Raw genomic sequence first — 22,537 nt, forward strand, 5'->3', positions numbered from 1 at the left:
GAAGCCGGCTAGGCTGCCTTCCAGCGCGCGCCGCCCTCGCGGACCAGCCGGGTCAGCGGCAGTTCGATGCCGAGATGGACGAGCGATCCCATCGCGAGGCAGATGAGGCCCGCCACGACGATGAACGGACCGCCCCAGCCCCGCACCAGCAGCGCCGCGGAAAGCTGCGCCAGCCCGTGCATCAGCGGCGCGTGGAAGAGATAGGTGCTGAATGACGCATCGCCGACGTGGAGAAGCAGCCGCCGGCCCGGCAGCGCATCCGTCCGCGGGCCCGCGATAGCGAGCGTCACGACGACGCAGCACGTCAGGAAGGAGATCGTCTCCCACGCCTTGCCGCCATCCTGGAAGCCGAGCAGGCGGTAGGCGGACAGCGCGCAGGCGATGAGCAGGAGCTGGGCAGGCAGGTTGAGAGGGCCACCCACGCGCGGGATGAGGCGCAGTCCCATCGCGAGAAGGATGCCGACCGCGAAGAACAGCATGTTCTTGTAGGAATAGAAGGCGATCAGCCGGCGGAGTTCGGCACCCTGCACATGGTGCAGCCCGATCGTGCCCGCCGCCACCATCAGGGCGATCGCGGCGATGCAGACCAGCGGCCCGAACACGCGCGGCAGCAGCAACGACAGTCCGAAGATCGCGTAGAACAGCATCTCGTAGGTGATGGTCCAGCCCACGCCGACGATCGGGATCATGCGCGGATCGGTGCTGTCCTCGAAATGGGGGAGGAAGGCGAAGGAGGTGAGCACATGCTGGGGCGTGTAGTGCACGCTTGTCCCGAGGCCGAGCAGGATCATGAAGATCGTCGCCAGCCAGTAGAGGGGCACGAGCCGGCTCGCGCGCTTCCAGGCGAAGTGGCGCAGGCGGCTTCGCGGCGGCAGGCCTTTGACCGGCTCCGTCGTGTGCATCATGATGAAGCCGCTGATGATGAAGAAGATGTTCACGCCCATCTTGCCCGTCGTCCCGGCCAGATTGAGCAGCGGCGCAAAGCGGGGATCGTAGGGGATGACCGCGAGGATCGCATGATCCAGCACCACCAGCATCGCTGCGATGCCCCGCAGGATCTGAAGATCGTCGAGCCTGCTCGGCTGGGCGTCGAGCAGGGCCTGGGGCCGGGGCATGGTGGTCATGGTTTCATGCGCCGCAACGCCGTTTGATCCATTCCATCGAATAGTACCGGCGGGGCGGATCGGAACAATGCTGAGAAATACCCACTGCAAACGCCCGGTCGGAATGTGGAATTCAACCGATGCGGGGACCGGATATAACGGTGGTTTCATAAGCGGTCCGACTTGTAGTCGAAATGTCATGGATCGGAGGCGAGGGGCTGAATGGCGTCGGCGGCGATCGAACAATATTCCCCGGCCGAAAGACTGCGACATGCCCGGAACGCGATCGGGCGGAAGCTCGCCGCGCTGGTCGTGGACTGGCCCAAATATGCCGGGAGCTTCGCGGACGATCCCAGGCGCTTCGTCGAGCTGGAGACGCACGCTTTCGTCGATTACATCGCCGGCTACATCGCAACGGGCGATGAGAATTACCGTCATCTCTACATCGGGGAGAAGGCCAAGCAGCTTCATGACCCCACCGTCGACGTGCAGGAGCATGAGCGCCGCGTCGCGCATCTGCTCTCCGGCGAACGGCGGGCCTTCCGCGAGGCGCTCGACGGGGACGCCGCCGCGCAGGGCCGGATCGACGATCTGTTCGACGTGGTCGCGCATGCGCTGACGGCCAGGGCCTCCGCCGAGGTGCGGGTGCTGTTCGTCGGCGACTGCCTCTATCTCGACGTCATCAGCTTCCTGACAGCCCCCGCGCTGGCCGACGGGGTGCGGTTGCGGCCGACGTTCGTGACCTCGCATGATGCGGTGGATGTCCGCACGGCGCTTGGCCGGCTGGCGGACGAACCGTTCGACATCGTCTGCTACAGCCCGCTGAATTACGCCCTGCCGAGTGATTATAGCGTGCTCCAGCGCACGCCCGGCCTGCTGCATCTGCCCACCCGGCTCGATCATGCGGACGCCGCCGTGGAGCAGGCGCTCAGGACGTTCGACGCGCTGGCCGACCTGTTCGACCGTCCGATCCTCGTCCACCAGCCGGTGCCGCTGATCCGCCATCAGGAAAGCATGAAGGAGCGGGTGCGCGGGCGACTGCTGCTGCCGATGTTGCGGCGGGTAACGCGGCAGTTCAACGCGGCGCTCACGCAGCGCGTGGCCGAGCGGACGGCTCGGGGGCAGGTCTTCCACCTGCTCGACGAACAGGCGATCGTCGGCGAGCATGGGCTTTGGGCGGCAGGGCGCTATCTCTATCGCTCGGACCTTCAGCATCCGGCGGTGTTCGGCGCGCTGCTCGCGCCCTATTATCGCGATGTGCTGACCGTGGCGGGACGGCTTCTCGGCCGCAAGCTGGTGGCGTGCGATCCCGGCGACACGCTTCGCGATCATCCCGGCCGGCAGGCGACCCTGCTGCGGCTCAAGCAGCGCGGCATCATCCTGGCGGCGAGGGCGGAGGATGGCTCGCCATGGCCCATGGCGGAACGAGGGCTGGCGCCGGAGGACTTCGCCTCGCATCAGCCCGATGTCGAGCGCATCGCCGGGCACCTCAACCTCAAGCTCAAGAGCTTCGTCATCCTCGACGGTCGCGAGGCGGGGGAGCGATTCCCCACGGCGCTGACGCTCGATCCAGCCGACCCGAGGAACTGGCGTCTGCTCGATCTGTGGGCCGATCTGCTTCCGGCCCGGCCGGGCGCGGATCGCACCGATTTCTACCGCCAGCGCGACGAGAGGCAGCGCTTCATCACGGCCGAGGCCGAGATGGACGCCACCCAGCGCGACCGGCTCTATGCGCAGCTCCGTCTCCTCCTCACCATCCGCGAGGCGGGACCGGAGGATGCGGAGCGCGCGGCCACGCTCATCAACCGCACCAATCAGTTCAACATGGCCGGCAGCCGCGTCACCCGGCGCTGGATCGAGGAGCGGATCGGGCGCGGGAATGTCCGCGTCCTGATCGGGGAGGCGGCGGATCGCTTCGGGCCGATGGGGACGATCGGCGTTCTGCTGGTCGAGCGGACGGAGGGCGGGCTCTGCCTCCCCGTCTTCGTGCTGAGCTGCCGGGCGTTCGGCTTCGGCATGGAGCGCGCGCTGCTCGAAGAGGCGCGGCGGCTGGCGGGACCGGGGCAGGCGCTCACCGGCGCCTTTCGCCCTACCGAGCATAACCAGCCTTGCCACCCGGTCTATCCGAAGGCGGGGTTCGTGGAGGTCGAGGGCGGGTGGCGGCTGGAATCGGCCACGGCGAAAGCGATCGAGGTCGCGCCCTGGCTGACGATCGACCGGCGCGTGAGGCCCTTCGAGGCCTAGACCCGAGCCGAGGGGATCAGCCGCAGCCACACCGGCAGGCTCCGGCGCCACAGGGCGGCGGCGCGCTGGCGCGGGTTCAGATGGCGGGACAGCCGCTCGATCTGCTGACGGGACAGGCCCGAGCGCTCGCAGAAGAAGGGATGGCGGGGCCGCTTGGCGAAATAGCTGTAGAAGATCGCTGCCCGATCCGTGCCGGTGGCGGGGCGGCCGCGATGATATTGGCGGGCGGTGTCGACGAAGATCACGGTGCCGGTTCGCCCGGTGCAGCTCGTCACGCGATCGGCGAACTCCTCCCCGAACATGCGGCGGAGGTCATCGTCGGTCATGAGATCATAGGAGAATTCGTCGCCCTCCAGCCGGCGCGGGCCTTTGACAGCCTCGAACGGGCCGCCCTCCGCATCGACGTCGTTCAGATAGATCGCGACCTTGAGCATCTTGCGATCTTCCCAGTCGCGGTGCCAGCGGCGTGTCGAGATTTCGCGGCCGTCGGCGACGGTGTAGATGATCTGCATCCCGTCATAGGCCGCCGGCACGCCCAGATAGGCCTCGGCGATGTCCAGCAGCCGGTCGCTCAGCCCCCAGGCGAAGATGCGCGGATTGATGACGATCCGCTCGGGCGGGACCATGTTGAACTCGATGCCGCCCGCCGCCTGCCGATGGGCATCCGCGCCGAACTCGGCCGCGAGCGTCTGCCCGATCCGCACCGCCTCGCGCGAATCCGGCAGCCCCAGGCAATCGAGCGAGGAGATGTAGATCCCGTCGCGCTCAAGCGCCTCGACGATGGCTCGGTCGGCGGGGGACAGCGCCGGCAACATGCGGCGATGGCTGGCGACGGCGCGACGGTAGCCTGAGGCGAGCATCCGGCTCACCGGGCCCAGGCGCGTCACCTTGAAGGCGGTGCGGGCGGGAAAATCCCGCAGCCAGTTGGTCCATGCTCGTCGGGCGCGCCATGGCGCGCGGGGGCGGGGGCCGGCGGTGCTTCCTGTGCGAGCGCGTTTCCGGCCATGTATCACCCCATCGTGGCGTGGGCGGGCGTTTCCGGGCGAGCGTCCGCGGCAACGGCGATTCCCTGCCACCATTCGGGATGGTCGACGAACCAGCGCACGGTGGTCGCGAAATCCCAGCGGAAATCGTGGACGGGCGCATAGCTCAGCTCGCGGCGGATCTTGGCGTCGTCTATCTCGTAGCGCCGGTCATGGCCGAGCCGGTCGGGCACGAAGCGCCTGAGCGAGGCGGTGGGGCGGCCCTGCGCGGCGGGGGCGTCGGGGTAGCGCGCGGCGAGGCCCGGATCGCGGGCGAACAGCGCGTCGATGGTGGCGCAGAGCGTGTCGACGATCTGCATGTTGGGCAGCGCGCAGCCGCCGCCGATGCAATAGCTCTCGCCCGCGCGGCCGCCGGTGAGGATCAGCTCGATGCCGCGGCAATGATCGTCGACGAACAGCCAGTCGCGGACGTTCAGCCCGTCGCCGTAGATCGGCAGGGGCCGTCCCTTCAGCGCGTTGATGACGAAGAGGGGGATGAGCTTCTCGGGGAATTGATAGGGCCCGTAATTGTTCGAGCAATGCGAGATGGTCGCCGGCAGCCCGTAGGTCTGATGATAGGCGCGGACGAGATGATCCGCCGACGCCTTGCTCGCCGAATAGGGCGAGTTGGGCGCGAAGGGCGTGCCTTCGTGGAAGGCGGGATCGTCGATGCCGAGGCTGCCGAACACCTCGTCGGTGGAGACCTGATGGAAGCGGCGCGTGCCCTCCAGCGCATCCGCCCACGCCGCCCGCGCGCATTCGAGCAGCGTGTGCGTGCCGAGGATATTGCTGTGCAGGAAGCTCTGCGGCGACGAGATCGAACGATCGACATGCGTTTCCGCCGCGAAGTTCACGATGGTGCCGATGGCGTGCTCGTCGATCAGGCTGCTGACCAGAGCCGCGTCGGCGATGTCGCCGCGCACGAAGCCCACATCCGGCACGCCGGCCAGATTGGCGAGGTTGCCCGCATAGGTCAGCAGGTCGAGCACGAGGATGCGGTCGCCGGGGAAGCTGCGGCGCCAGTGGCGGACGAAGTTCGATCCTATGAACCCGGCGCCACCGGTGACGAGGAGGCTCTTCATGATGCGGTCTCCGTCAGGCGACCTGGCTCAGGGGCGCGGCGCCCGTCTGGAGCAGGCGGAGCAAATAGTCGCCATAGCCGCTCTTGCGCAGCGGCAGCGCGATGCGTTCGAGTTCGGCATCCGAGATGAAGCCCTGCCGCCAGGCGATCTCCTCCGGGCAGCAGATGCGCAGGCCCTGCCGCTGCTCGATCACCTGCACATAGGAGGAGGCCTCGTGCAGCGAGGCATGGGTGCCCGTGTCGAGCCACGCGAAGCCGCGCCCGAGCAACTGCACGTCGAGCGCTCCGGCCTCCAGATAGAGACGGTTGAGGTCCGTGATCTCGAACTCCCCCCGCGCGGAAGGCTTGATCGAGGCGGCGAGATCGGCGGCGCGGCCGTCGTAGAAATAGAGGCCCGTCACCGCATATTGCGAGCGCGGGTGGGCGGGCTTCTCGTCGATGGCGACGGCGTGGCCGTTGTCGTCGAAGGTCACGACACCATAGGCCGACGGATTGCTGACCGGATAGCCGAACACGGTCGCCCCCTCGGTCTTCGCGTCGGCCTGCGCCATCAGGCTGCCGAAACCGGGGCCATGGAAGATGTTGTCGCCGAGGATCAGCGCGGAAGGCTCGCCGCGCACGAAGTCCGCGCCGATATGATAGGCCTGCGCGAGGCCCTCCGGGCGCGGCTGGGCGGCGTAGCTCAGCTCCAGCCCCCATTGTCGCCCGTCGCCGAGCAGCTTGCGGAAGGAGGGCTGATCCTCCGGCGTGGTGATGATGAGAATCTCGCGAATGCCCGCCAGCATCAGCGTCGACAGCGGATAATAGATCATCGGCTTGTCGAAGACGGGCATGAGCTGCTTGCTCACCGTGAGCGTCAGCGGATGGAGCCGGGTGCCGGAGCCGCCCGCAAGGATGATCCCACGTCGCATGACTAGTCCCCCTTCAGTGTGAGCGGCGGGCCTTCAGGTCGTCGTAGTACGCATAATCGACATGCGATTTCTTGAGGGAGAGCGACTTGTTCAGCACCGATCCGACGATCGGCGTGGTGCCGAGCAGGCGGAGCGCCTCCTCGACGTCGCTGCCGCGGGTGCGGCCTTCCTCGATCACCATTAGCACGCCGTCGACATGGCGTGCGATCAGGTTGGCGTCGTCCAGCATCAGGATCGGCGGCGTGTCGACGATGCAGATCGGCGCACCGGGAAGCGCCTTGAAGGTTGCGAACACGTCACGCAGCGTATCGGAGGCGAGCATCTCGGCGGTATCCAGCCGGGGCTCGCGGGCGCCGTGGATGGTGAGCTGGGCGGATGCGATCTTCTGCCCGGTGCTGCTCCAGTCCGCCTCGCCGGCGAGGAAGTCCTCCACGCCGCAATCGACCGTCAGCCCGAAGCGCGTCGCGATGGACGGGCGGCGCAGGTCGAGATCGATCAGCACCGTCGGATGGATGCGGCTGAGCGCGGCGGCGAGGTTGGCGGTGACATAGGTCTTGCCCTCGCCGGGGCGCGTCGAGGTGACCGCAAGCACGCGCCCGCCGGACGCATGGAAGCGGTTCATCACCTGCGAGCGGAGCAGGACGAAGCTGCGCGAGCGGACGTCGAAGCTCTCGAACGCCCAGATGCCGTTGCGGATCAGCGTGTCGCGATCCAGCTCCACCTCGATTTGCGGAGGTGCTGGCGGAGCCTGCCGGGGCCGGCCGCGCGTGATCGCGCGGGGAAGAGGGCGGGACCAGTCGGGAGAGATATCCTTCAGCATGTCACGCTGCCTCCTGACGCAAGCGGGATGTCCAGAGCCGGTGCAGGCGGCCGAGCGGGCCGGGCGTGCGATCGGCGATGACGAGGGGAATGACGCCGAGCGGGGGCTCGCCCATCCAGCGCGTGACGCCGCTCTCGCCGTTGATCGGGCCGGACAGGAACTCCTTGCCGAGCACCACCACCAGCCCCAGCGCGAGCCCGCCCGCCAGGCCCATCGCCAGCATCATCTTGCGCTTGGGGCGGATCGGCTCGACCGGCCGGCTCGGCGCGTTGACCAGCGAGAAGCGCTCGCCGCGATCCTCGGTCTGGAGGTTGGCGGCGGTCTGGGCCTCGAGCTGCTTCTCGCGGATGTCCTGATATTGCAGCTTGAGATTGTCGTATTCGCGCTGGACGTTGTTCAGCTCGTAGGAGGCCTGCGGCGCCTCCGACGCGGTATGCTGCAACTCCGCGATCTGGCCCATCAGCTCGCCGCGACGGCTGGACAGCATCTGGATGCGCGCGTTGCTGGCGGCGATTTCCGACTGGATGATGCTGTTCGGGCCGCTGGCCGAGCGCGCCGAGGCGGCGGCGCGGGCCTCCTCCACAGCGGCGCGGGCGGCCACCACGTCGGGATACTGATCCGAATATTTCGCCTGGAGCTGGCGCAGGTTGCTCTCCGCCAGCCTCAGCGCCTCGCGGCCCGGATCGGCGGCGGTGGGCGTATCCGCCGAGCGGGCGGCGAGCATGCTGTTCTGCTGCATGATGCCCTGCGTCTCGGAATCGATGCGCGAGACCTCGGCCTGAAGCGCGGAGTTGGACTGGGCGCTGAGGTTCACCTGGTCCGGCAGTGCGCCGGCATAGCGCGCCTCGATCTCGCGGCGCTTGCCTTCGAGCGTGATGAGCTGGCTGCGGATCTCGTCCACGCGGCGCGTGAGGAAGGCGGAGGTGTTGAGCGCCTGCTCGGTGCGAAGCCTTTTGTCCTCGTCGCGGAACATCGTGACCAGCTCGGTGGTCACCGCCTGCGCCACCTCCGCGTTCGGATAGGTGAAGGAGAGGTTGAGCGCGATCGTGGAGCGTGGCTTGGAATCGTTGACGCTGTCCGAGCCGACGAGGTCCATCCCGGTGTTATCGCGCATGATCTGCAACACGTCGTCGAGCGGCATGTGCCGCCGCTCCTGCGGATAGAGATTCTGCTCCTTCACCAACGCCGCCAGATTCTGCCGGCTGAGGATGCGCTGGCGGATCTTGGCGATCTGCTCGTCCGAATAGTTGGCGAGCGGGGCGGGGACGATGGTGGTGGGAATCTGCTGCGAGTCCACCAGCAGCGTCGCCGCCGATTGATAGACCGGCCGGATCACCAGCGAGGCGACCAGCGCGAGCGCCATGCAGAGAAGCAGCGGAGCGACCAGCCAATAGCGTCGCCGGTAGAGGATCGCGGCGATCTCGCGCGGACTGATCAGGCTGGTGTTGGTGGCGTCCTCAGTCATGGTCAGGCTGCCTCGGCTGAAAGCGGAGTTGGAGGCCGCCATAGGCGGCGCCGATCCATCCCCCGCCAACGAGCTGGCGGCGGAGATATTGTCCGGTTCCGGAAAGCGTGAAGTGGCGGCCGATCCGGCGATCGAGCCTGAGCGTGGCGCGCAGCGAGTCGAGCCCCGGAAAGGCGCCGCGCTGCGTCTCGGAATGGCGATATTCGACCACGCCGTTCACCGACGTGCGCTCGCTCAGCTTCTGCGTCACGGTGGCGGAGCCGGTCATGGTGCGCTGGAGGCCGCCCAGCCCGCTGATCTCGCTGTCGATCACGCCTGCGAGGCATGCGAGCCCGTTGGGCACCTTGCGGCAGAGCTGGGCCCGGCCGCTCAGCCGGGTGGGTGTGGAGGAGGCGTTCAGCGTCGGGTCCTGAACCGGGCCGATGCGGTTCTCGGTCCGCTCCGCGCCGATCTCGGCGTCGAGCTGCCAGTGCGGGCTGATGTCCTGCCGGATCGTCGCGTAGATCGCCTGCGAGTTCTCGGCGAGCGAGCCCGCCGCCTTGTTGAACAGCGCCTCCACCCGCACGCCGATCTGCGTGCTGGGGCTGATGCGGCGGCTGGCGGCGATATCCGCCTTGAAGGTCCGCGTGTCGCGCAGCAGCGTGCTGTGGCTGTAGTCGGAGGCTTCGTAGCGGACCTCGGGCACGATCTCGGTATGCGCGTCGGGCGTCCAGCGCAGGCGGAGCGCGCCGTCATAATCGGTGCGGATGCTCTGCGGGTCGATCACCGCGTCGATGCTGCTGGTCAGCACGTCCACCGCGAGATCGCGGGAGAAGCCGCCATCGGCCTCCACCGTCAGATATTCGTTGCGGCGATATTTGCCGGCGGCATCGAACTTGCCCACCAGGAAATGGCCGTAATGCTGGCTGAACCACTTTTGGGTGACCGTGCCGTTGAGGTCGAGGGTGGAACCGGTATCGCTCGTCAGCTTGACCTCGGGGCTCGCGGAAATCTGCATGAGCACGGCGCCGCGATCCGGCCCCGGCATCAGGAAGGGGTTGGAAGAGGCCAGCGCCTGCGCGTCGAGCGTCAGGTAGGTCTCGGTCTGGCTCATGGCCGGCGAGCCCGTTCCGGCGAACGCCGCGGCAAGGAGGTATATCCCCCTGCGGAAGATGGGGCGGGGCATGGCGCCCTCCTGGCCTCAGGGAATGACCAGGACATCGCCGCTGCGGAGCATCGGGAGGGGCTCGGCCAGTTCGCCCCGCTTCAGGCGGCGATGGCCCTTGAGGACCGTGGCGAGCTGCACCGGTTCGACCACCTGGCCGTTGGCCGTGTGGCGCAGGATGACCGCATTCTTCACGTCCGCGAAGTCGGCGAGGCCGCCGGCCATGCTGAGCGCCTGAAGCGTGTCGACGGCGCGACCGGTGGAGAAGCTCCCCGGCGTGCGGACCTTGCCGACGACGTAGAAGCGCATCCCGGTCGCATCGCGCACAGCTACCGTCACCTCAGGAGGAGAGGTTCGGTAGTTCGGCGCGATGCGTTGGCGAATTTCCTCGGAAACCTCTTCCACCGTCTTCGCGGCAGCCGTGACGGTGCCGGCGAGCGGGAAGCTGATCGTGCCGTCAGGGAGGACGCGGACGGTGCGCGTCATCTTCTCCTCGCCCCACACGCTGATGTCGAGATCGTCGCCGGCGTTGATCCGGTAGCCGGGGTGGCTGCTGGTGATCGGGTCCGCGATGGAGGCCGCCGCGGCGAGCGCCGCAACCGACTGGCTCCACGCCGGCGCCGTGCTGCAAAGGAGCAGGGCTGCGGCGGAAAGCGCCGCCCCGTGCCGCCATGCCGATCGCCGCTGGATGCGCGGACCGGCCGCACGCTGCTCTTGAAACTGCCTCAGGGACATGGCCGCAACTCCCCCAATCCGATCGAGGGACTCTATGGCGGACGGCGGCGGCGGGGCACTCGGCCATTCACGCTGCGCCTCTTGCGTACTGCAAAAGCAGTATCCCCATCGGGCAGTCATGGTGGTTTTGCACCGGGGCATGCACGCCACGGAATCAGGCGGAGAGAGCCCGTGCGGCGGGATCGCTACCATGGGCTATTGCCGCCGGGAGAGCGCGACGATGACGAGGGCCAGCGAAGGGAACGGTGAACCGGCCGGCGCCGAGTTCCTCGATCTCCGCTTCGATCGCCTCGACGAGGCGCAGGCGGTGGCGATCATCGCCGCCCGCCCGGCGGGCGCGCCCTTCGCCTATGTCGTGACACCCAATGTCGATCATCTCGTCCGGCTGCATCGCCGCCGTTCGGATCTGTGGCCCGCCTATCGTGGCGCCTCGCTGACGCTATGCGATAGCCGCGTCCTCGCGGCGCTGGCGCGATGGGCGGGGCTCTGCCTGCCAGTGGTGCCGGGGAGCGACCTCACCCGACAACTGGTGCGCCACGCGATCGCGCCGGGCGACCGGATCGCCATTCTCGGAGGCGGCGCCTCGATCGTGGAGGCGCTGCGTGCCGCTTATGGCCTCGCCGATATCGTGCACTATGATCCGCCGATGGGTTTCGTCCGCGATCCCGCCGAGGTGGCGCGGGCGGCGGAGTTCCTGATCGGGGCGCGGGCGCGCTACAGCTTCCTCGCCGTCGGATCGCCGCAGCAGGAGATCGTCGCCCGGCAGGTCGAGCTATCGGGCAGGGCGGTGGGCATCGGGCTTTGCATTGGGGCGAGCCTCGACTTCCTCGTCGGCCGGCAGACCCGCGCTCCGCGCCTGATGCAGGCGGTGGGGCTGGAATGGCTGTTCCGCCTGCTCTCCAGCCCGCGCCGGCTGTGGCGGCGCTATCTGGTGGACGGGCCGGCGATCTTCGGGCTGTTCACCGCCTGGCGGCGCGTTCGGAGCCTCCCTTGACCGTCTCGGCCGCATTCCACGCCCGCATCGCGTCGTAGCGCGGCGAGGATGTCTGCCGCACCGATTCCAGCGCGGACCAGTTCCCCCATTTGGACGGCGCGCCGATGATCCCGTAGTTCATGAACAGTGCGCCACCCGCCGTCTGGAAGGCGCGGTAGTTCTGCGTCTCCAGCGCATGGAATTCCGGCCGCCGCTGGAGCTTCGCGAGGAAGTCGGTGTAGGCCTGATCGTCGCGATGGGAGGGCGGCGTGAACTCGCCATAGCCGGCCTCGTAGGTGACGAGCCTCAGCCCGTGCCGCCGCGCCTGATCGCCATGATAGAGATAGGTCGGCGCGTTCACCTGCGCGATGCGCGCCTTGAGCGCCGCCACCGCCCGGCCATAGCCGCCGTCCGCGTCCCGCCACCAGCCGCGCACCGTGTCGTAGGTCTCGTCGGTGTTCATGGCGCCGTCGTAATAGCCGGCGACGGCATATTCGTCGAAATAGTCGGCCGGGTGGAGCACGCGGCCGCCGGCATCACGCCAGCGCTGCGTGTCGAGGCCATAGGTCTCCAGTCCCTTCCACGCGAACTGGGTGCCGAAGACCATCGCGACACGGCCGGGCTTTGCGGTGCGCGTCGGCGGCTCGCCGAACACCGTCTTCCAGATCACGCCAATCTGAGCCGCGCGCATCCCGTACCATTCGAGCCACTTGGCGTCCGGCCCGAACAGCGCGTGGGCGCGGGCTTCGGCATAATGGGCCTGGGGGAAGCTCCAGTTCCACACCTCGTTGGACAGCTCGACATGCATCTTCAGCCCGGGCCGGAGATGATCGCGCACATAGGTGGCGAAACCGCGGACATAATCGTCGCTGGCGTTGATCGGCATGTTGAACCACGGCTCGGCGCCGGTGCGGTTGGCGATCTCGACCAGTGCTTCCACCGGCACGCCGTGTCCGGCTTCGCCCCAGCTCCGATCCTCGGGGCGCGGCCGGTCTCGCCAGTCGAGAAGCGGCGCGTTCGCGATGGCCACATCGCCCGAGAGCGCGTGACCCGCCTTGTCGTAGAGGATGTTGGTGCTCATCCAGTCCATGAAGCGCAGCGCCGGGAAGCCGCCGATCCGCTCCAGATAGGTGGGATCGAAGCTCTGTCCGGAACGGTAGAGCGGCAACAGGTCCGCGCGGACGACGCGGATGTTGCGGAGATGATCCGCCGGATCGATCGCGGTAATGACGAGCGCCAGGCCGCCATCGTCCCCCGTCTCCACGTCGATCCTGCCCGCCGACCGGTCCACCACCTTCGCGCCGAAGGTGGCGTCGATCGTGCCCTTGCCGTCATAGAGCACGGCATAGCGCGTGTGGCCCTGCGCCGCCGGATTGTCGTGGAGGATGTTGACCAGCACCGACGTGGCGCGCGCGCCGCTGCCGGGATCGGGCAGGCGCTCGACCCAGCCCTGCGGATCGAGGGCGACGGGCTCGCCAGTGTCGTAAGTCGCATCGTTGTGCGGCACCCATGGGCCGGCGGACTTCATCAGATCGAGGAGGGGGAACGCCGGGCTCCAATAGGAGAGCGCGTCCAGATTGGTGCCGATCGGCATGGCGAGCGGCCGGACGACGGGGGGCTGCGGAGTTTCGCTGTGGCGGATGGGCAGCCGATCCCAGGCCGGGGCCTTGCCGGCGAAGCTCAGCGCGGCGACGCCGCCCGCCAGCGCGACCAGCGACAGGCCGAGGGCGATGGATGGACGCTTCCCCATGTCCGGTCCCCACGGAATATCCGAAAGCGGGCAGAAGAGCCCGATCCCGCCCGAAATGCGACACTGACCCCGATAAGGACTATAGGCCCGTCCCCCGGTCGATGACAGGATGAGACGCGGCATTTTATTGCGGTGATTATTTGTCTCATCCGCGAGGGACGGCTAGGTTCCGGGCGTCATCGGCGCGGGAAGGGGCGGTTCCGGCCGGCCGGGGGGATGGCGGATGGAATATGCCTATCTTCTTCTGATCAGCCTCGCCGTGCTGTGCGGGGTGCGGATGCTGCCGGGCGATATCCGGCGGGTGATCGGCCCGCACCAGTTCCTCGCGGCGGTGATGCTGCCGGCGGTCGGCTTCTTCGGGCATTTCTACGCGATCTTCGCGCTGTTCACGGCCGGCCTGATCCTCTGCGCGCCGGCGCTGACGATGCGCGGGCTGGTGCTGGCGGACCGGCACGCGCTCATGCTGCGCGCCAACCTCTTCATGTTCTGCCTGCCGCTGATGCCGATGCTGACCTATACGGTCGCGATCTCGGGCCTCACCATCCTTCAGTTCACCTTCGTCAACCTGCTGTCGATCGGCTTCATCCTGTCGATGCTGCTGTCGGGCGTGCGGCTGCGCAGCCCCGGCCTCGCGATGTGGGACATCGCCTTCGTCGCGATGCTGGCGATGCAGATCTTCATGGACGCGCGGGGGCACCAGCTCACCTACGGGCTGCGCGCCTGCGTGATCGTGCCGCTCAACCTTGGCATCCCCTATTTCGCGATCAGCCGCGCCTGCTATCGCAGCGAACCGCCCAACCGGATCATGCTCGCCTGCATCGTGGCCGGGTGCATCCTCTCGGCCGTCGCGGCGTTCGAGGCGCTGCGCCACTGGCTGCTCTATTACCGGATGCCCGCCTTCATCCACGCCGATCCGGAGATGATCTCGGGCTATGCCAAGGAGCGCAACGGACTGCTCCGGGGGCGGGCGACCTGGCCGGAATCGACCGGGCTGTCGCTGTTTCTCGGTCTGCAACTGACGATGCTGGTGGCGCTCCGGCGGCAGGTGGGCTCGCGGATCGCTTTCTTCGGGCTCGTGGCCATGCTGCTGGTGGGGATCGTCTTCACCTTCGCGCGCGTCGGCTACATCATGATCGGCGTCGGGCTGATCGCCTGCTTCCTCTACGAGCGGCGCTGGGCGCACCTGCTGGCTCTCGCGGTGCTCGGACCGGTGGTGGTGGCTGTGATCTTCGCGCTGTCGCACGTCAGCCCGCAGATCGCGGCGTCGATCGGCGCGGGCGGGGATGCGAGCGGCACGGTCGGCTACCGTTCCCAGCTTCTGACGGCAGGGCTGGCGCTGTTCCGGGCACACTGGCTGACCGGCATGGATATGGACCAGATCTACAGCGCGCTCTTCTTCCTGCGGCAGGGGGAAGGGATCATCGATCTCGTCAATCAGCCGCTGACGATCTTCATGCGCGGCGGGCTGTTCGGCGGGCTGATCTATTACGCGATCCTGCCCTGCATCCTCGTCAGCCTGTTCGTCAGAAGTCCTCGCCTGCTGCCCGAGAGCCGGGCGGCCGGGGGCGCCTGTTTCGCGGGCCTGCTCGGCCTCGTCGCGAGCCTGACGACGACGAGCTACGGCCGCAACGAGATCAGCTATGTCGTGCTGCTGGCGCTCGCGGCAGGCGTGCTGAGCCGCACCCCGGCCCGCAGCCCGCGCCGGCCGGCGGTGCGCTTCGGGGGAGCGCCGGTCGCCGCCTGAGCCTCAATGCAGCGGGTGATGGCCGATATGGGGCATCGCCGCGAGCAGGATCTGGCGGAGGTGCGCCGCGAAGGCGAAATAGAGGTTGTTGCAGAGCAGCCCCAGCCCAATGCCCGCGCCCAGCGCGGCCAGCATCAGCAGCTCCTCGTTCAGCCGGAACAGCCGGCTCTGGGCCAGCGCGAACCAGCAATAGAACATCACCGGCACCTCGATCAGGCCGACCGTGACGATCAGCCCCATCGGCCCGAACATCGCAAAGCCGGTGCTGCCGGCCACGGCGAGCCAGATCATGCGGGCGATATTGGCGTAGAAGAGCGTCTTCACCCGCCCCACCACGATCAGCACCTCGCGCGCGGCATAGTTGTTGAGCGCGACCGCGGGGGCGAGGGCCAGGATGCGCAGGAAGGTCGCCGCATCGCCATAGCGCGTGTCGTACAGCAGGTGCACGACGGCGGGCGCCATGCCGACGAAGCTGCCCATGGCGAGCAGATAGCCGATCATCGTCAGCCGGCGGGTCCGGTAATATTCGTCGGCGAGCTGTTCCGGCCGTTCCCGCGCCGTGGCGGCGTAGGTCGGCAGCAGCACGCGATTGGGGTAGAGCGAGGTGAACATCGACGGCGCGCCCGCGAGGTTCGAGGCGAGCGAATAGAGGCCGAAGGTGCCCAGCGGGAACAGCCGCGAGAGCACGAACTTGTCCACGTTCGACAGCATGATCTGGAGCGTGTGCGCGCTCGCGACCGTCTTGCCGAAGCGCCACAACGCGGCGGCCTCCACCCGATCATAGAAGAAGCGGCGGCGCGATCCCTCGAACATCGCGTAGCTCAGCACCGCGCGCAGCAGCCCGCCGAGCAGGTTGGCGATCAGGATAGCCCAGAAATTGCGCAGCAGGATCGCGAGGATGATGCCGAACATCGTCTGCGCGACCGAGGCGATGACGTCGAGCGTGCTCAGCCGCCCCAGCTTCTGCTCGCGCACCGCCGTGTAGGAGGCGAGCGAGGAGCCGCCGTCCAGCAGGAATTGGAAGGAGGTGGAGGCGATGATGATGCCCATCTCGGGCTTTTCGAGCAGCATCGCGATCGGCTGGGACAGCAGCAGCAGCGCCCCGAAGAGCAGGATCGAGCGGAACAGCCGGATCGTCCAGATCGCATCCAGCCGGTGGGGATCGTCGCCCTGCGGATGCTGGACGATATAGACCCCGAAGCCGAAGTCCGAGATCATGAACATCACCATCAGGATCGCCGAGGTGACGCCCACCACGCCATAGTCCGACGGCGCGAGGATGCGGGTGAGCACGATGGTGCTGACGATCCGCATCCCGTTCGATGCGAACATGGTCATGGCGATGAGGCCGATCCCGCTGCCGAGCGCGCGCCGCCAGATCGGAACCGGAAGGGCCGTTGCCATGCTCTACACTCCTCGGCGGGGCGTGGCCCGGCCGGCGCGGATGGATGGAGCGGCGGCTCCGGTCATGCCGTCGCCGGCATCATGAGCGCCAGATAGCGGTCGGCGGAATAGCGGGTGGTGAACTGATCCAGCCAATCGGGCTCCACCGGCTGCGGCTGCTGCCGCAACCCCTTGAGGATCGCCGCGCTCAGCCGCTCGACATCGCCCACCGGCACCAGCGTGCCATAGCGTCCGTTGTTGAGCGCCTCGGATGGGCCGGAGGGACAATCGGTCGCGATCACGGGCGTGCCGACCGCCATCGCCTCGATCACGACGTTGGACAGGCTCTCGAAATCCGACGACATCACCAGCAGCGCCGAGCGCGCCACATAGGCGTGGGGATTGGGCAGGAAGCCCGGCATCGAGACGTCCTCGTCGATCCCCAGCGACCGCACGAGACCGGCCAGCATCTGCCGCTCTGATCCGTCTCCGAGGATGACGAGGCGGCAGCGCTGCGTCTGGCGAACCTTCGCGAAGGCGCGGATCAGCAGCGAAAAATTCTTCTGCGGTTCCAGCCGGCCGACAGCGATGACGATCGGCACGTCGTGATCGGCGAACCAGGGATGATCCACCTCCTGCCGGGCCAGCGCGAACAGCGTGTCGTTGACGATGGGATTGTAGATGCAGTCGATGCTGCCGGGCTCGATATCGATCACCCGCGCCAGATCGTTGGCCGTCCCGCGCGAGACGGCGACCCGCGTGTCGGCGAACGGATAGAGGAGATGGGCGAGCGGGAAGAACCAGTAGCGCGACTGCCATGGCTTGGGCGCGGCGCGGTCGACCGTCGGGAAGCAATGCTCGGTGAGCATCAGGTGGAAGCGGAGGCCCGAGATCCAGCGCACCACCACGGCGTAGAGGTTGGGAAAGCCGAAGCTCGCACACTGCACGGCGCGTGGCCGGACACGGCGCAGATAGGCGCGCAGCTTGAGCAGGCGGGGGAGTGGTCCCCGCGCGTTCAGCACCTCGTAGCGCACGCCCTTGGGCAGCAGCGCGCGGAAAGGCGAGTAGATGTTGTCGATGTCCACGACGATCGAGACGGTCATGCCGCGCTGGACGAATTCTTCGGCCAGGTTGAAGACGACACGGTCGACGCCGCCATTGTGGAGCTGGCGCGTGTAGAAGACGATATCGACGTGATCGTCAGTCATCGGAGGCGGCCTCTCAGAAGGATGCAGGGCGGGGCTGGAGCTTCGGGGACGCAGCGCGGGAAGGGGCCTTGCCGGCGCGGGGCGCCTCGATCGCGTCGCGCAGGATGGCGAGGATGCGGGCGGCCTTGGCGTCCCATCCCATGCCGTTCTGTTCGAGATGGCGGCGCGCCGCGAGGCCCATGCGGGCACGCAGCTCGGCGGAATGGGCGAGGGTGCGCATCGCGTCGGTGAGCCCCTCGACGAGCGCCTCTTCGGAAGCGGGATCGACGAGCATCGCGCAGGTGCGGCTGGTATATTGCGCGGCGCCGCCCCAATCGACGCCGATGATCGGCAGGCCGACCGCCATCGCCTCCATCATCGCGAGGCCGCCGCATTCGCGGAGCGAGGGCGTGACGAACACGTCGCTCCTGTCGAGCAGCGCGGCATAGCCTTCCACCGATACGCGGCCGTGGAGGATGATCTGCCTTTCCAGCCCCTCGCGTTGGATCTGCTCGCGGATGTCCTCGAACAGCTCGCCATCGCCGATCAGGTCGAGCCGGGCGATGCCCTCCCGAGCGAGCGGCGCGAAGGCCCGGACCAGATAGGTGATGCCCTTCCAGTCCACGAAGCGGCTGCAAAAGACGAAGGAGACGAGGTCCGACCGGCTCTTGGGATGCTCGGGCCGCCAGGGAAGGTGGGTGAAATCGACGCCGCTCTCCGCCTCCTGCACGATCCGCCCGCGGATGCCGGGCGGAAGCGCGGCGCGGGTGCGCTCGTTGGAGACGATGAGCGCGGTGGCGCGCAGCTTGCCGGGCGCAAGCCGGTGCAGCAGCCGAGATCCCTGCCGTGCGGCCGAGACGAGCCAGCGCGCGACGGGCCTGTCCATGTGACGGAAGGCGGGGGGAAGCTCCATGCCGCCGTTCATCGGCCCGATCACCACCGGCCGGCCGAGCCCCGTCATGAAGCTCACCGCCTTGGCTGCGATCGGCGCGGGCTGGAACACCACGTCGATGCCATGCTCGGCGATCATCGTGCGGGCGAGGCCGCGCATCCGCCATTGGGTGACGAAGGTGATGAGCTGGTTGATCGCGAGATCCTGCACACGATAGGGCAGATGTTGCCCCAGCCGGAACAGCAGGCGCTGGAGACCGCTGTCCTCCACGAAGCGGACGCGCGCGAACATGCCGGCGGGCAGATCGCGCCTGAGATCGTCGCGCACACGGGCATGGCAGAGCACGCGCACGTCGTGGCCGGCGTCCAGGAACTGCCGGAAATAATGATAGGGAACGACGGTTTCGCCGCTCAGCCGGAGCGAGATGTTCTCGGCCACCAGCAGGATGCGCATCGGCGCCGCGCCGTCCTGTCCCTTGTTGCGCATGGCTGCCCTCCGGCGTGATCGTTTCGGCGGAAACCTAGCAGGCGGGGCGGATGCGCCCATCCGACGCATCCTGTTCGACGCTTCCTGTGCTGATTTTTCAGGAGGGCGTATGGACTATGGCGTGCGCCCCACGCGGAAGGCCGTATTCCGGCCGCGCGCATATCGGGCCAGCATCCGGGCCATGGCGACGACGGCCGAAACCCACCCCATTTCCCCGGCGCAGCGCCCCGGCACGGCCGCCTTGCGTGCACCGTCCCGGCTGCGGGCGGCAGGGCAGGACGTGCCGGCGCCCGTCCGCATCGCCTATCTCACCAACGCCTATCCGAAGATCAGCCACAGCTTCATCCGCGACGAGATACTGGCGCTCGAACAGCAGGGCGTCTCGGTGCTGCGGTTCAGCGTCCGGCCGTCGCCGGAAGCGCCGGTCGATCCGCTCGATCTGGCTGAGCAGCGTCGTACCGAGGTGTTGCTCGATGGCCGCCGCTGGAGCCTTTTGGGTGCGATGGCGGCGCGAGCAATCCGCTCGCCGCGCCGCTTCGCCGTCGCCGCGCGGGAAGCCTTCTCGATCTCGGCCGGACCGGTCAGGGCCGTCGCCTATCTCGCCGAGGCGTGCCGTCTGGCGGCGAGGCTGGAGGCGGAGGGGATTCGCCATGTCCATGTCCATTTCGGCACCAATCCGGCCGCCGTCGCGCGGCTGGCGAGCCTGCTCGGGCGCGTCGGCTACAGCATGACGGTGCACGGGCCGGAGGAGTTCGACGCGCCCAGGTCGCTGCATCTCGACGGCAAGATCGCCGGCGCGCGCTTCGTGGCGGCGGTGAGTCATTATGGCCGGGGGCAGCTCCTGCGCTGGTCGGCGCCTCGGGATTGGGGCCGGATCAACGTCGTCCGCTGCGGGACGGCGGCCCATTTCCTGCGCGACGTGGGGGAGGACGACGGCGCCGGGCTGGCGTCGCGCACGCTCGTCTGCGTCGCCCGGCTGAGCGCTCAGAAGGGCATCCCGCTGCTGATCGAGGCGGCGGCGATGGTGGCGCGCGATCGGCCATTCACGCTCCGCATCATCGGCGATGGCGAGATGCGCCCGGAGATCGAGGCGCAGATCCGCGCGGCAGACCTCGAGGGTCATGTCCACCTGCTCGGCTGGCAGGGGCGGGACGTGATCGTCGAGGAGATCCGCGCCGCCCGCGCCTTCGTGCTGCCGAGCTTCGCGGAAGGGCTGCCCGTCGTGCTGATGGAGGCGCTGGCGCTCGGCCGCCCTGCGATCGCGACGGCGGTGGCGGGCATTCCCGAGCTGGTCGACGATCGCGCCGGCTGGCTGATCCCGGCAGGCTCGGCGACCGCGCTGGCGGAGGCGATGCGCGCCGCACTCGCGACGGACCGCCAGACGCTCGCCGCGATGGGGGCGGAGGGCCGCGCCCGCGTGCTGCGCGACCATGATGTCCACAAGAACGCGGCCGGCCTCGCTGCGCTGCTGAGGCCGCTGGCATGATCGCGGTGCTGCCCTGGCTGCTGTCGATCGGCGCGTCCTTTCCGATGCTGGTGCTCGCGACCGAGTGTCTCGCGGGCCTGCGCGCCGGGAAGAGTCCCCCGGAGACGCATCTCCCGGTTAAGCCTTTTGCCGTGCTGATCCCCGCGCATGACGAGGCCTCCGGCATCACCCCCGTGATCGATGCCGTCCGCGCCCAGCTTCGCCCCTGCGACCGGGTGCTGGTCGTCGCGGACAATTGCGCGGACGCGACCGCCGCCGTCGCGCGCGGGGCAGGGGCCGAGCTGGTCGAGCGTTTCGATGCGGCGCGGCGCGGCAAGGCCTATGCGCTCGCCTGCGGGCGCGAGCTGCTGCGCCGGAGCCCGCCCGCGACGGTCATCGTGCTGGACGCGGATTGCATACCCGATCCCGACGCGCTGCCGCTGCTCGCCTCCTCGACCGAGCGCCGGGAGGCGGCGGTGCAGGGCCGCTACCTGCTGCGCGTAGCGAAGGATGCCTCGCCGCTGGTCCGCATCTCGACCTTCGCCTTCCTCATCAAGAACAGCGTCCGCCAACGCGGGCTGGAGCGCCTCGGCGGCCCCGCGCTGTTGCAGGGGACGGGCATGGCCTTCCCCTGGGCGATGTTCGATGCCGCGCCGCTGGAAACGGCCTCGCTGGTCGAGGATCTGAAGCTCGGTCTGGACCTCGCCGTTGCCGGGCAGCCGGTGCGGTTCGAGGATCATGCCGTCTTCCTCAGCCCGGCCAGCTCGCAGGCGGCGACCCGCGGCCAGCGCACCCGTTGGGAGCATGGCGCGCTCGCCACGTTCGGCCGCTACGCGCCGCGCCTGATCGGGCGGGGGCTTTCGGGGCGGCCGGGCCTGCTCGCGCTCGCCGCCGATATTGCCGTGCCGCCGCTGATGCTGCTTCTCGCCGGCGCTGGAATCGTCGGGGGGCTGTTGTTCCTGTGGGCGCTGCTGACGGACGCGGCCGGCCCGCTCGCTTTGCTGGGGAGCGCGGGGCTGGCGCTGGCGGTGGCGCTCGCTGCCGTGTGGCGCGCGTGGGGGCGGGCGCTGCTTCCGGCGGCGAGCCTGCTGCACCTGCCGCGCTATCTCCTCTGGAAACTGCCGATCTACGCCCGTTTCGTCACGCATCGTCAGCGTGACTGGGTCCGCACGGGGAGAGCGTGATGCCGGTGCCTTCGCCTTCGACGATCGTGCCGCTGATGGCCGAGGCCGATTACCACCGGACGGTCGGCGCGGTGGTCATCGGGCGCAACGAAGGCGTGCGGCTGGAACGCTGCCTCGACAGCGTGGCGCGGGACGTCGCCACGATCGTCTACGTGGATTCCGGCTCCAGCGACGACAGCGTCGCGATGGCGCGGGAGCGTGGGATCGAGGTGGTCGAGCTGGAGCCATGCGGGGGCTTCACCGCCGCCCGCGCCCGCAACGCCGGCTTCGCGCGACTGGCCGAGATCTGCCCGGATCTCGCTTTCGTCCAGTTCGTCGACGGCGATTGCGAGCTGCGGCGCAACTGGCTGGCGCTGGGGCTGGGCGAACTGCAACGCCTGCCGAAGGCGGCGGCGGTGTGCGGGCGCCGGCGGGAGCGCCATCCCGACAACAGCCCCTATAACCGGCTCTGCGACCTCGAATGGGATACGCCGGTCGGCATCGCGCCGACATGCGGCGGAGACGCGCTGATGCGGGCGGAGGCGTTCCGTGAGGTAGGGGGCTTCACCGCGCGGCTGATCGCGGGCGAGGAGCCCGATCTCTGCCACCGGATGCGCGTCAGGGGCTGGACGATCCATCGCCTGCCCTACGAAATGACTATCCATGATGCGGGCATGACCCGCATCGCCCAATGGTGGCAGCGTAACCGTCGCAGCGGCTACGCCACCGCCGAGGCGCTGGCTCTGCGCGGGCGGAGCGAGCCGCGGACGCTGCGTGAAGTCCTCAGCAACATCTTCTGGGCGTCGCCGCTGGGGTGGCCGTTATGGCCGCTGCTCTGGTGGAAGATGCGGCGTCGCCGGGGGTCTTTATATGCGACGTTCGTGACGTTGGGGAAGATGCCGCATCTTCAGGGGCAGTTCGATTACTGGATGAGAAGGCGTCAGATCATCGAATACAAGTGACGTGCGC

18 protein-coding genes are annotated in these 22,537 nt (G+C 68.4%); 6 read left to right on the forward strand and 12 right to left on the reverse strand.

What is annotated here, in order from left to right:
* Positions 1 to 8: 8 nt before the first annotated feature.
* On the reverse strand, positions 9 to 1,124 hold the full coding sequence (locus ST3T6A_RS0107530; RefSeq protein WP_019832302.1) for an acyltransferase family protein: 1,116 nt from the start codon (positions 1,122 to 1,124) through the stop codon (positions 9 to 11).
* Positions 1,125 to 1,325: 201 nt separating this feature from the next.
* Here ST3T6A_RS0107530 and ST3T6A_RS19595 point away from each other — a divergent pair, with 201 nt between their 5' ends.
* Positions 1,326 to 3,347, forward strand: a complete 2,022-nt coding sequence (locus tag ST3T6A_RS19595) for a hypothetical protein (protein ID WP_019832303.1) — start codon at positions 1,326 to 1,328, stop codon at positions 3,345 to 3,347.
* Here the strand turns inward: ST3T6A_RS19595 and ST3T6A_RS0107540 are convergent.
* The 7 genes from ST3T6A_RS0107540 to ST3T6A_RS19610 all read right to left on the reverse strand — a co-directional run bounded on the left by ST3T6A_RS0107540 (position 3,344) and on the right by ST3T6A_RS19610 (position 10,525).
* Positions 3,344 to 4,234 (reverse strand): hypothetical protein, encoded by an 891-nt coding sequence (locus tag ST3T6A_RS0107540; RefSeq protein WP_019832304.1) that lies wholly within the window; start codon positions 4,232 to 4,234, stop codon positions 3,344 to 3,346. The genes ST3T6A_RS19595 and ST3T6A_RS0107540 overlap by 4 nt on opposite strands.
* Before the next feature lie 122 nt (positions 4,235 to 4,356).
* Positions 4,357 to 5,451 carry a dTDP-glucose 4,6-dehydratase gene (rfbB, locus tag ST3T6A_RS0107545; protein ID WP_019832305.1) on the reverse strand — a complete coding sequence of 365 codons (1,095 nt, stop codon included), beginning with the start codon at positions 5,449 to 5,451 and terminating at the stop codon, positions 4,357 to 4,359.
* A gap of 13 nt (positions 5,452 to 5,464) precedes the next feature.
* Complete coding sequence (gene rfbA / locus ST3T6A_RS0107550) at positions 5,465 to 6,361, reverse strand: glucose-1-phosphate thymidylyltransferase RfbA (protein ID WP_019832306.1); 897 nt, start codon at positions 6,359 to 6,361, stop codon at positions 5,465 to 5,467.
* A 13-nt stretch (positions 6,362 to 6,374) separates the two neighbouring features.
* Positions 6,375 to 7,181, reverse strand: coding sequence for a CpsD/CapB family tyrosine-protein kinase (locus ST3T6A_RS19600; RefSeq protein ID WP_051103413.1), 807 nt, complete (start codon positions 7,179 to 7,181; stop codon positions 6,375 to 6,377).
* Position 7,182: 1 nt separating this feature from the next.
* Positions 7,183 to 8,646 (reverse strand): GumC family protein, encoded by a 1,464-nt coding sequence (locus ST3T6A_RS19605; protein ID WP_162140516.1) that lies wholly within the window; start codon positions 8,644 to 8,646, stop codon positions 7,183 to 7,185.
* Positions 8,639 to 9,739 (reverse strand): hypothetical protein, encoded by a 1,101-nt coding sequence (locus ST3T6A_RS0107565; RefSeq protein ID WP_157602572.1) that lies wholly within the window; start codon positions 9,737 to 9,739, stop codon positions 8,639 to 8,641. Before ST3T6A_RS0107565 ends, ST3T6A_RS19605 begins: the two co-directional genes overlap by 8 nt.
* Before the next feature lie 87 nt (positions 9,740 to 9,826).
* Complete coding sequence (locus ST3T6A_RS19610; RefSeq protein WP_019832310.1) at positions 9,827 to 10,525, reverse strand: polysaccharide biosynthesis/export family protein; 699 nt, start codon at positions 10,523 to 10,525, stop codon at positions 9,827 to 9,829.
* A 220-nt stretch (positions 10,526 to 10,745) separates the two neighbouring features.
* Between ST3T6A_RS19610 and ST3T6A_RS0107575 the strand changes: the two genes are divergently transcribed.
* Positions 10,746 to 11,519: a WecB/TagA/CpsF family glycosyltransferase gene (locus tag ST3T6A_RS0107575; protein WP_051103420.1), complete on the forward strand. Its 774-nt coding sequence runs from the start codon at positions 10,746 to 10,748 to the stop codon at positions 11,517 to 11,519.
* On the opposite strand, the gene ST3T6A_RS19615 is transcribed toward ST3T6A_RS0107575, so the two are convergent.
* Positions 11,485 to 13,248, reverse strand: coding sequence for a hypothetical protein (locus ST3T6A_RS19615; RefSeq protein WP_019832312.1), 1,764 nt, complete (start codon positions 13,246 to 13,248; stop codon positions 11,485 to 11,487). The two genes, ST3T6A_RS0107575 and ST3T6A_RS19615, sit on opposite strands and share 35 nt — an antisense overlap.
* 223 nt (positions 13,249 to 13,471) lie before the next feature.
* Between ST3T6A_RS19615 and ST3T6A_RS19620 the strand changes: the two genes are divergently transcribed.
* On the forward strand, positions 13,472 to 14,992 hold the full coding sequence (locus ST3T6A_RS19620) for an O-antigen ligase family protein (protein ID WP_019832313.1): 1,521 nt from the start codon (positions 13,472 to 13,474) through the stop codon (positions 14,990 to 14,992).
* A gap of 3 nt (positions 14,993 to 14,995) precedes the next feature.
* Here the strand turns inward: ST3T6A_RS19620 and ST3T6A_RS0107590 are convergent, their stop codons facing one another.
* The 3 genes from ST3T6A_RS0107590 to ST3T6A_RS19625 all read right to left on the reverse strand — a co-directional run bounded on the left by ST3T6A_RS0107590 (position 14,996) and on the right by ST3T6A_RS19625 (position 18,940).
* On the reverse strand, positions 14,996 to 16,396 hold the full coding sequence (locus ST3T6A_RS0107590) for an oligosaccharide flippase family protein (RefSeq protein WP_019832314.1): 1,401 nt from the start codon (positions 16,394 to 16,396) through the stop codon (positions 14,996 to 14,998).
* Between the two features lie 62 nt (positions 16,397 to 16,458).
* Positions 16,459 to 17,583, reverse strand: a complete 1,125-nt coding sequence (locus tag ST3T6A_RS0107595; protein WP_019832315.1) for a glycosyltransferase — start codon at positions 17,581 to 17,583, stop codon at positions 16,459 to 16,461.
* Positions 17,584 to 17,596: 13 nt separating this feature from the next.
* A complete protein-coding gene (locus ST3T6A_RS19625) occupies positions 17,597 to 18,940 on the reverse strand; it encodes a glycosyltransferase family 4 protein (protein ID WP_019832316.1) in 1,344 nt (447 codons plus the stop codon).
* A gap of 181 nt (positions 18,941 to 19,121) precedes the next feature.
* Here ST3T6A_RS19625 and ST3T6A_RS0107605 point away from each other — a divergent pair, with 181 nt between their 5' ends.
* The 3 genes from ST3T6A_RS0107605 to ST3T6A_RS0107615 are packed head-to-tail and all read left to right on the forward strand — an operon-like array spanning position 19,122 to position 22,530.
* The gene (locus tag ST3T6A_RS0107605; protein WP_026359519.1) at positions 19,122 to 20,426 is read left to right on the forward strand and encodes a glycosyltransferase; all 1,305 of its coding nucleotides are present in this window, start codon (positions 19,122 to 19,124) and stop codon (positions 20,424 to 20,426) included.
* Positions 20,423 to 21,589 (forward strand): glycosyltransferase family 2 protein, encoded by a 1,167-nt coding sequence (locus ST3T6A_RS0107610; RefSeq protein ID WP_019832318.1) that lies wholly within the window; start codon positions 20,423 to 20,425, stop codon positions 21,587 to 21,589. Before ST3T6A_RS0107605 ends, ST3T6A_RS0107610 begins: the two co-directional genes overlap by 4 nt.
* The gene (locus ST3T6A_RS0107615) at positions 21,589 to 22,530 is read left to right on the forward strand and encodes a glycosyltransferase family 2 protein (RefSeq protein WP_019832319.1); all 942 of its coding nucleotides are present in this window, start codon (positions 21,589 to 21,591) and stop codon (positions 22,528 to 22,530) included. The genes ST3T6A_RS0107610 and ST3T6A_RS0107615 overlap by 1 nt, the downstream gene beginning before the upstream one ends.
* Positions 22,531 to 22,537: the final 7 nt, after the last annotated feature.

Origin of the sequence: Sphingomonas sp. PR090111-T3T-6A (assembly GCF_000383095.1) — a bacterium.
Classification (GTDB): Bacteria; Pseudomonadota; Alphaproteobacteria; order Sphingomonadales; family Sphingomonadaceae; genus Solisphingomonas.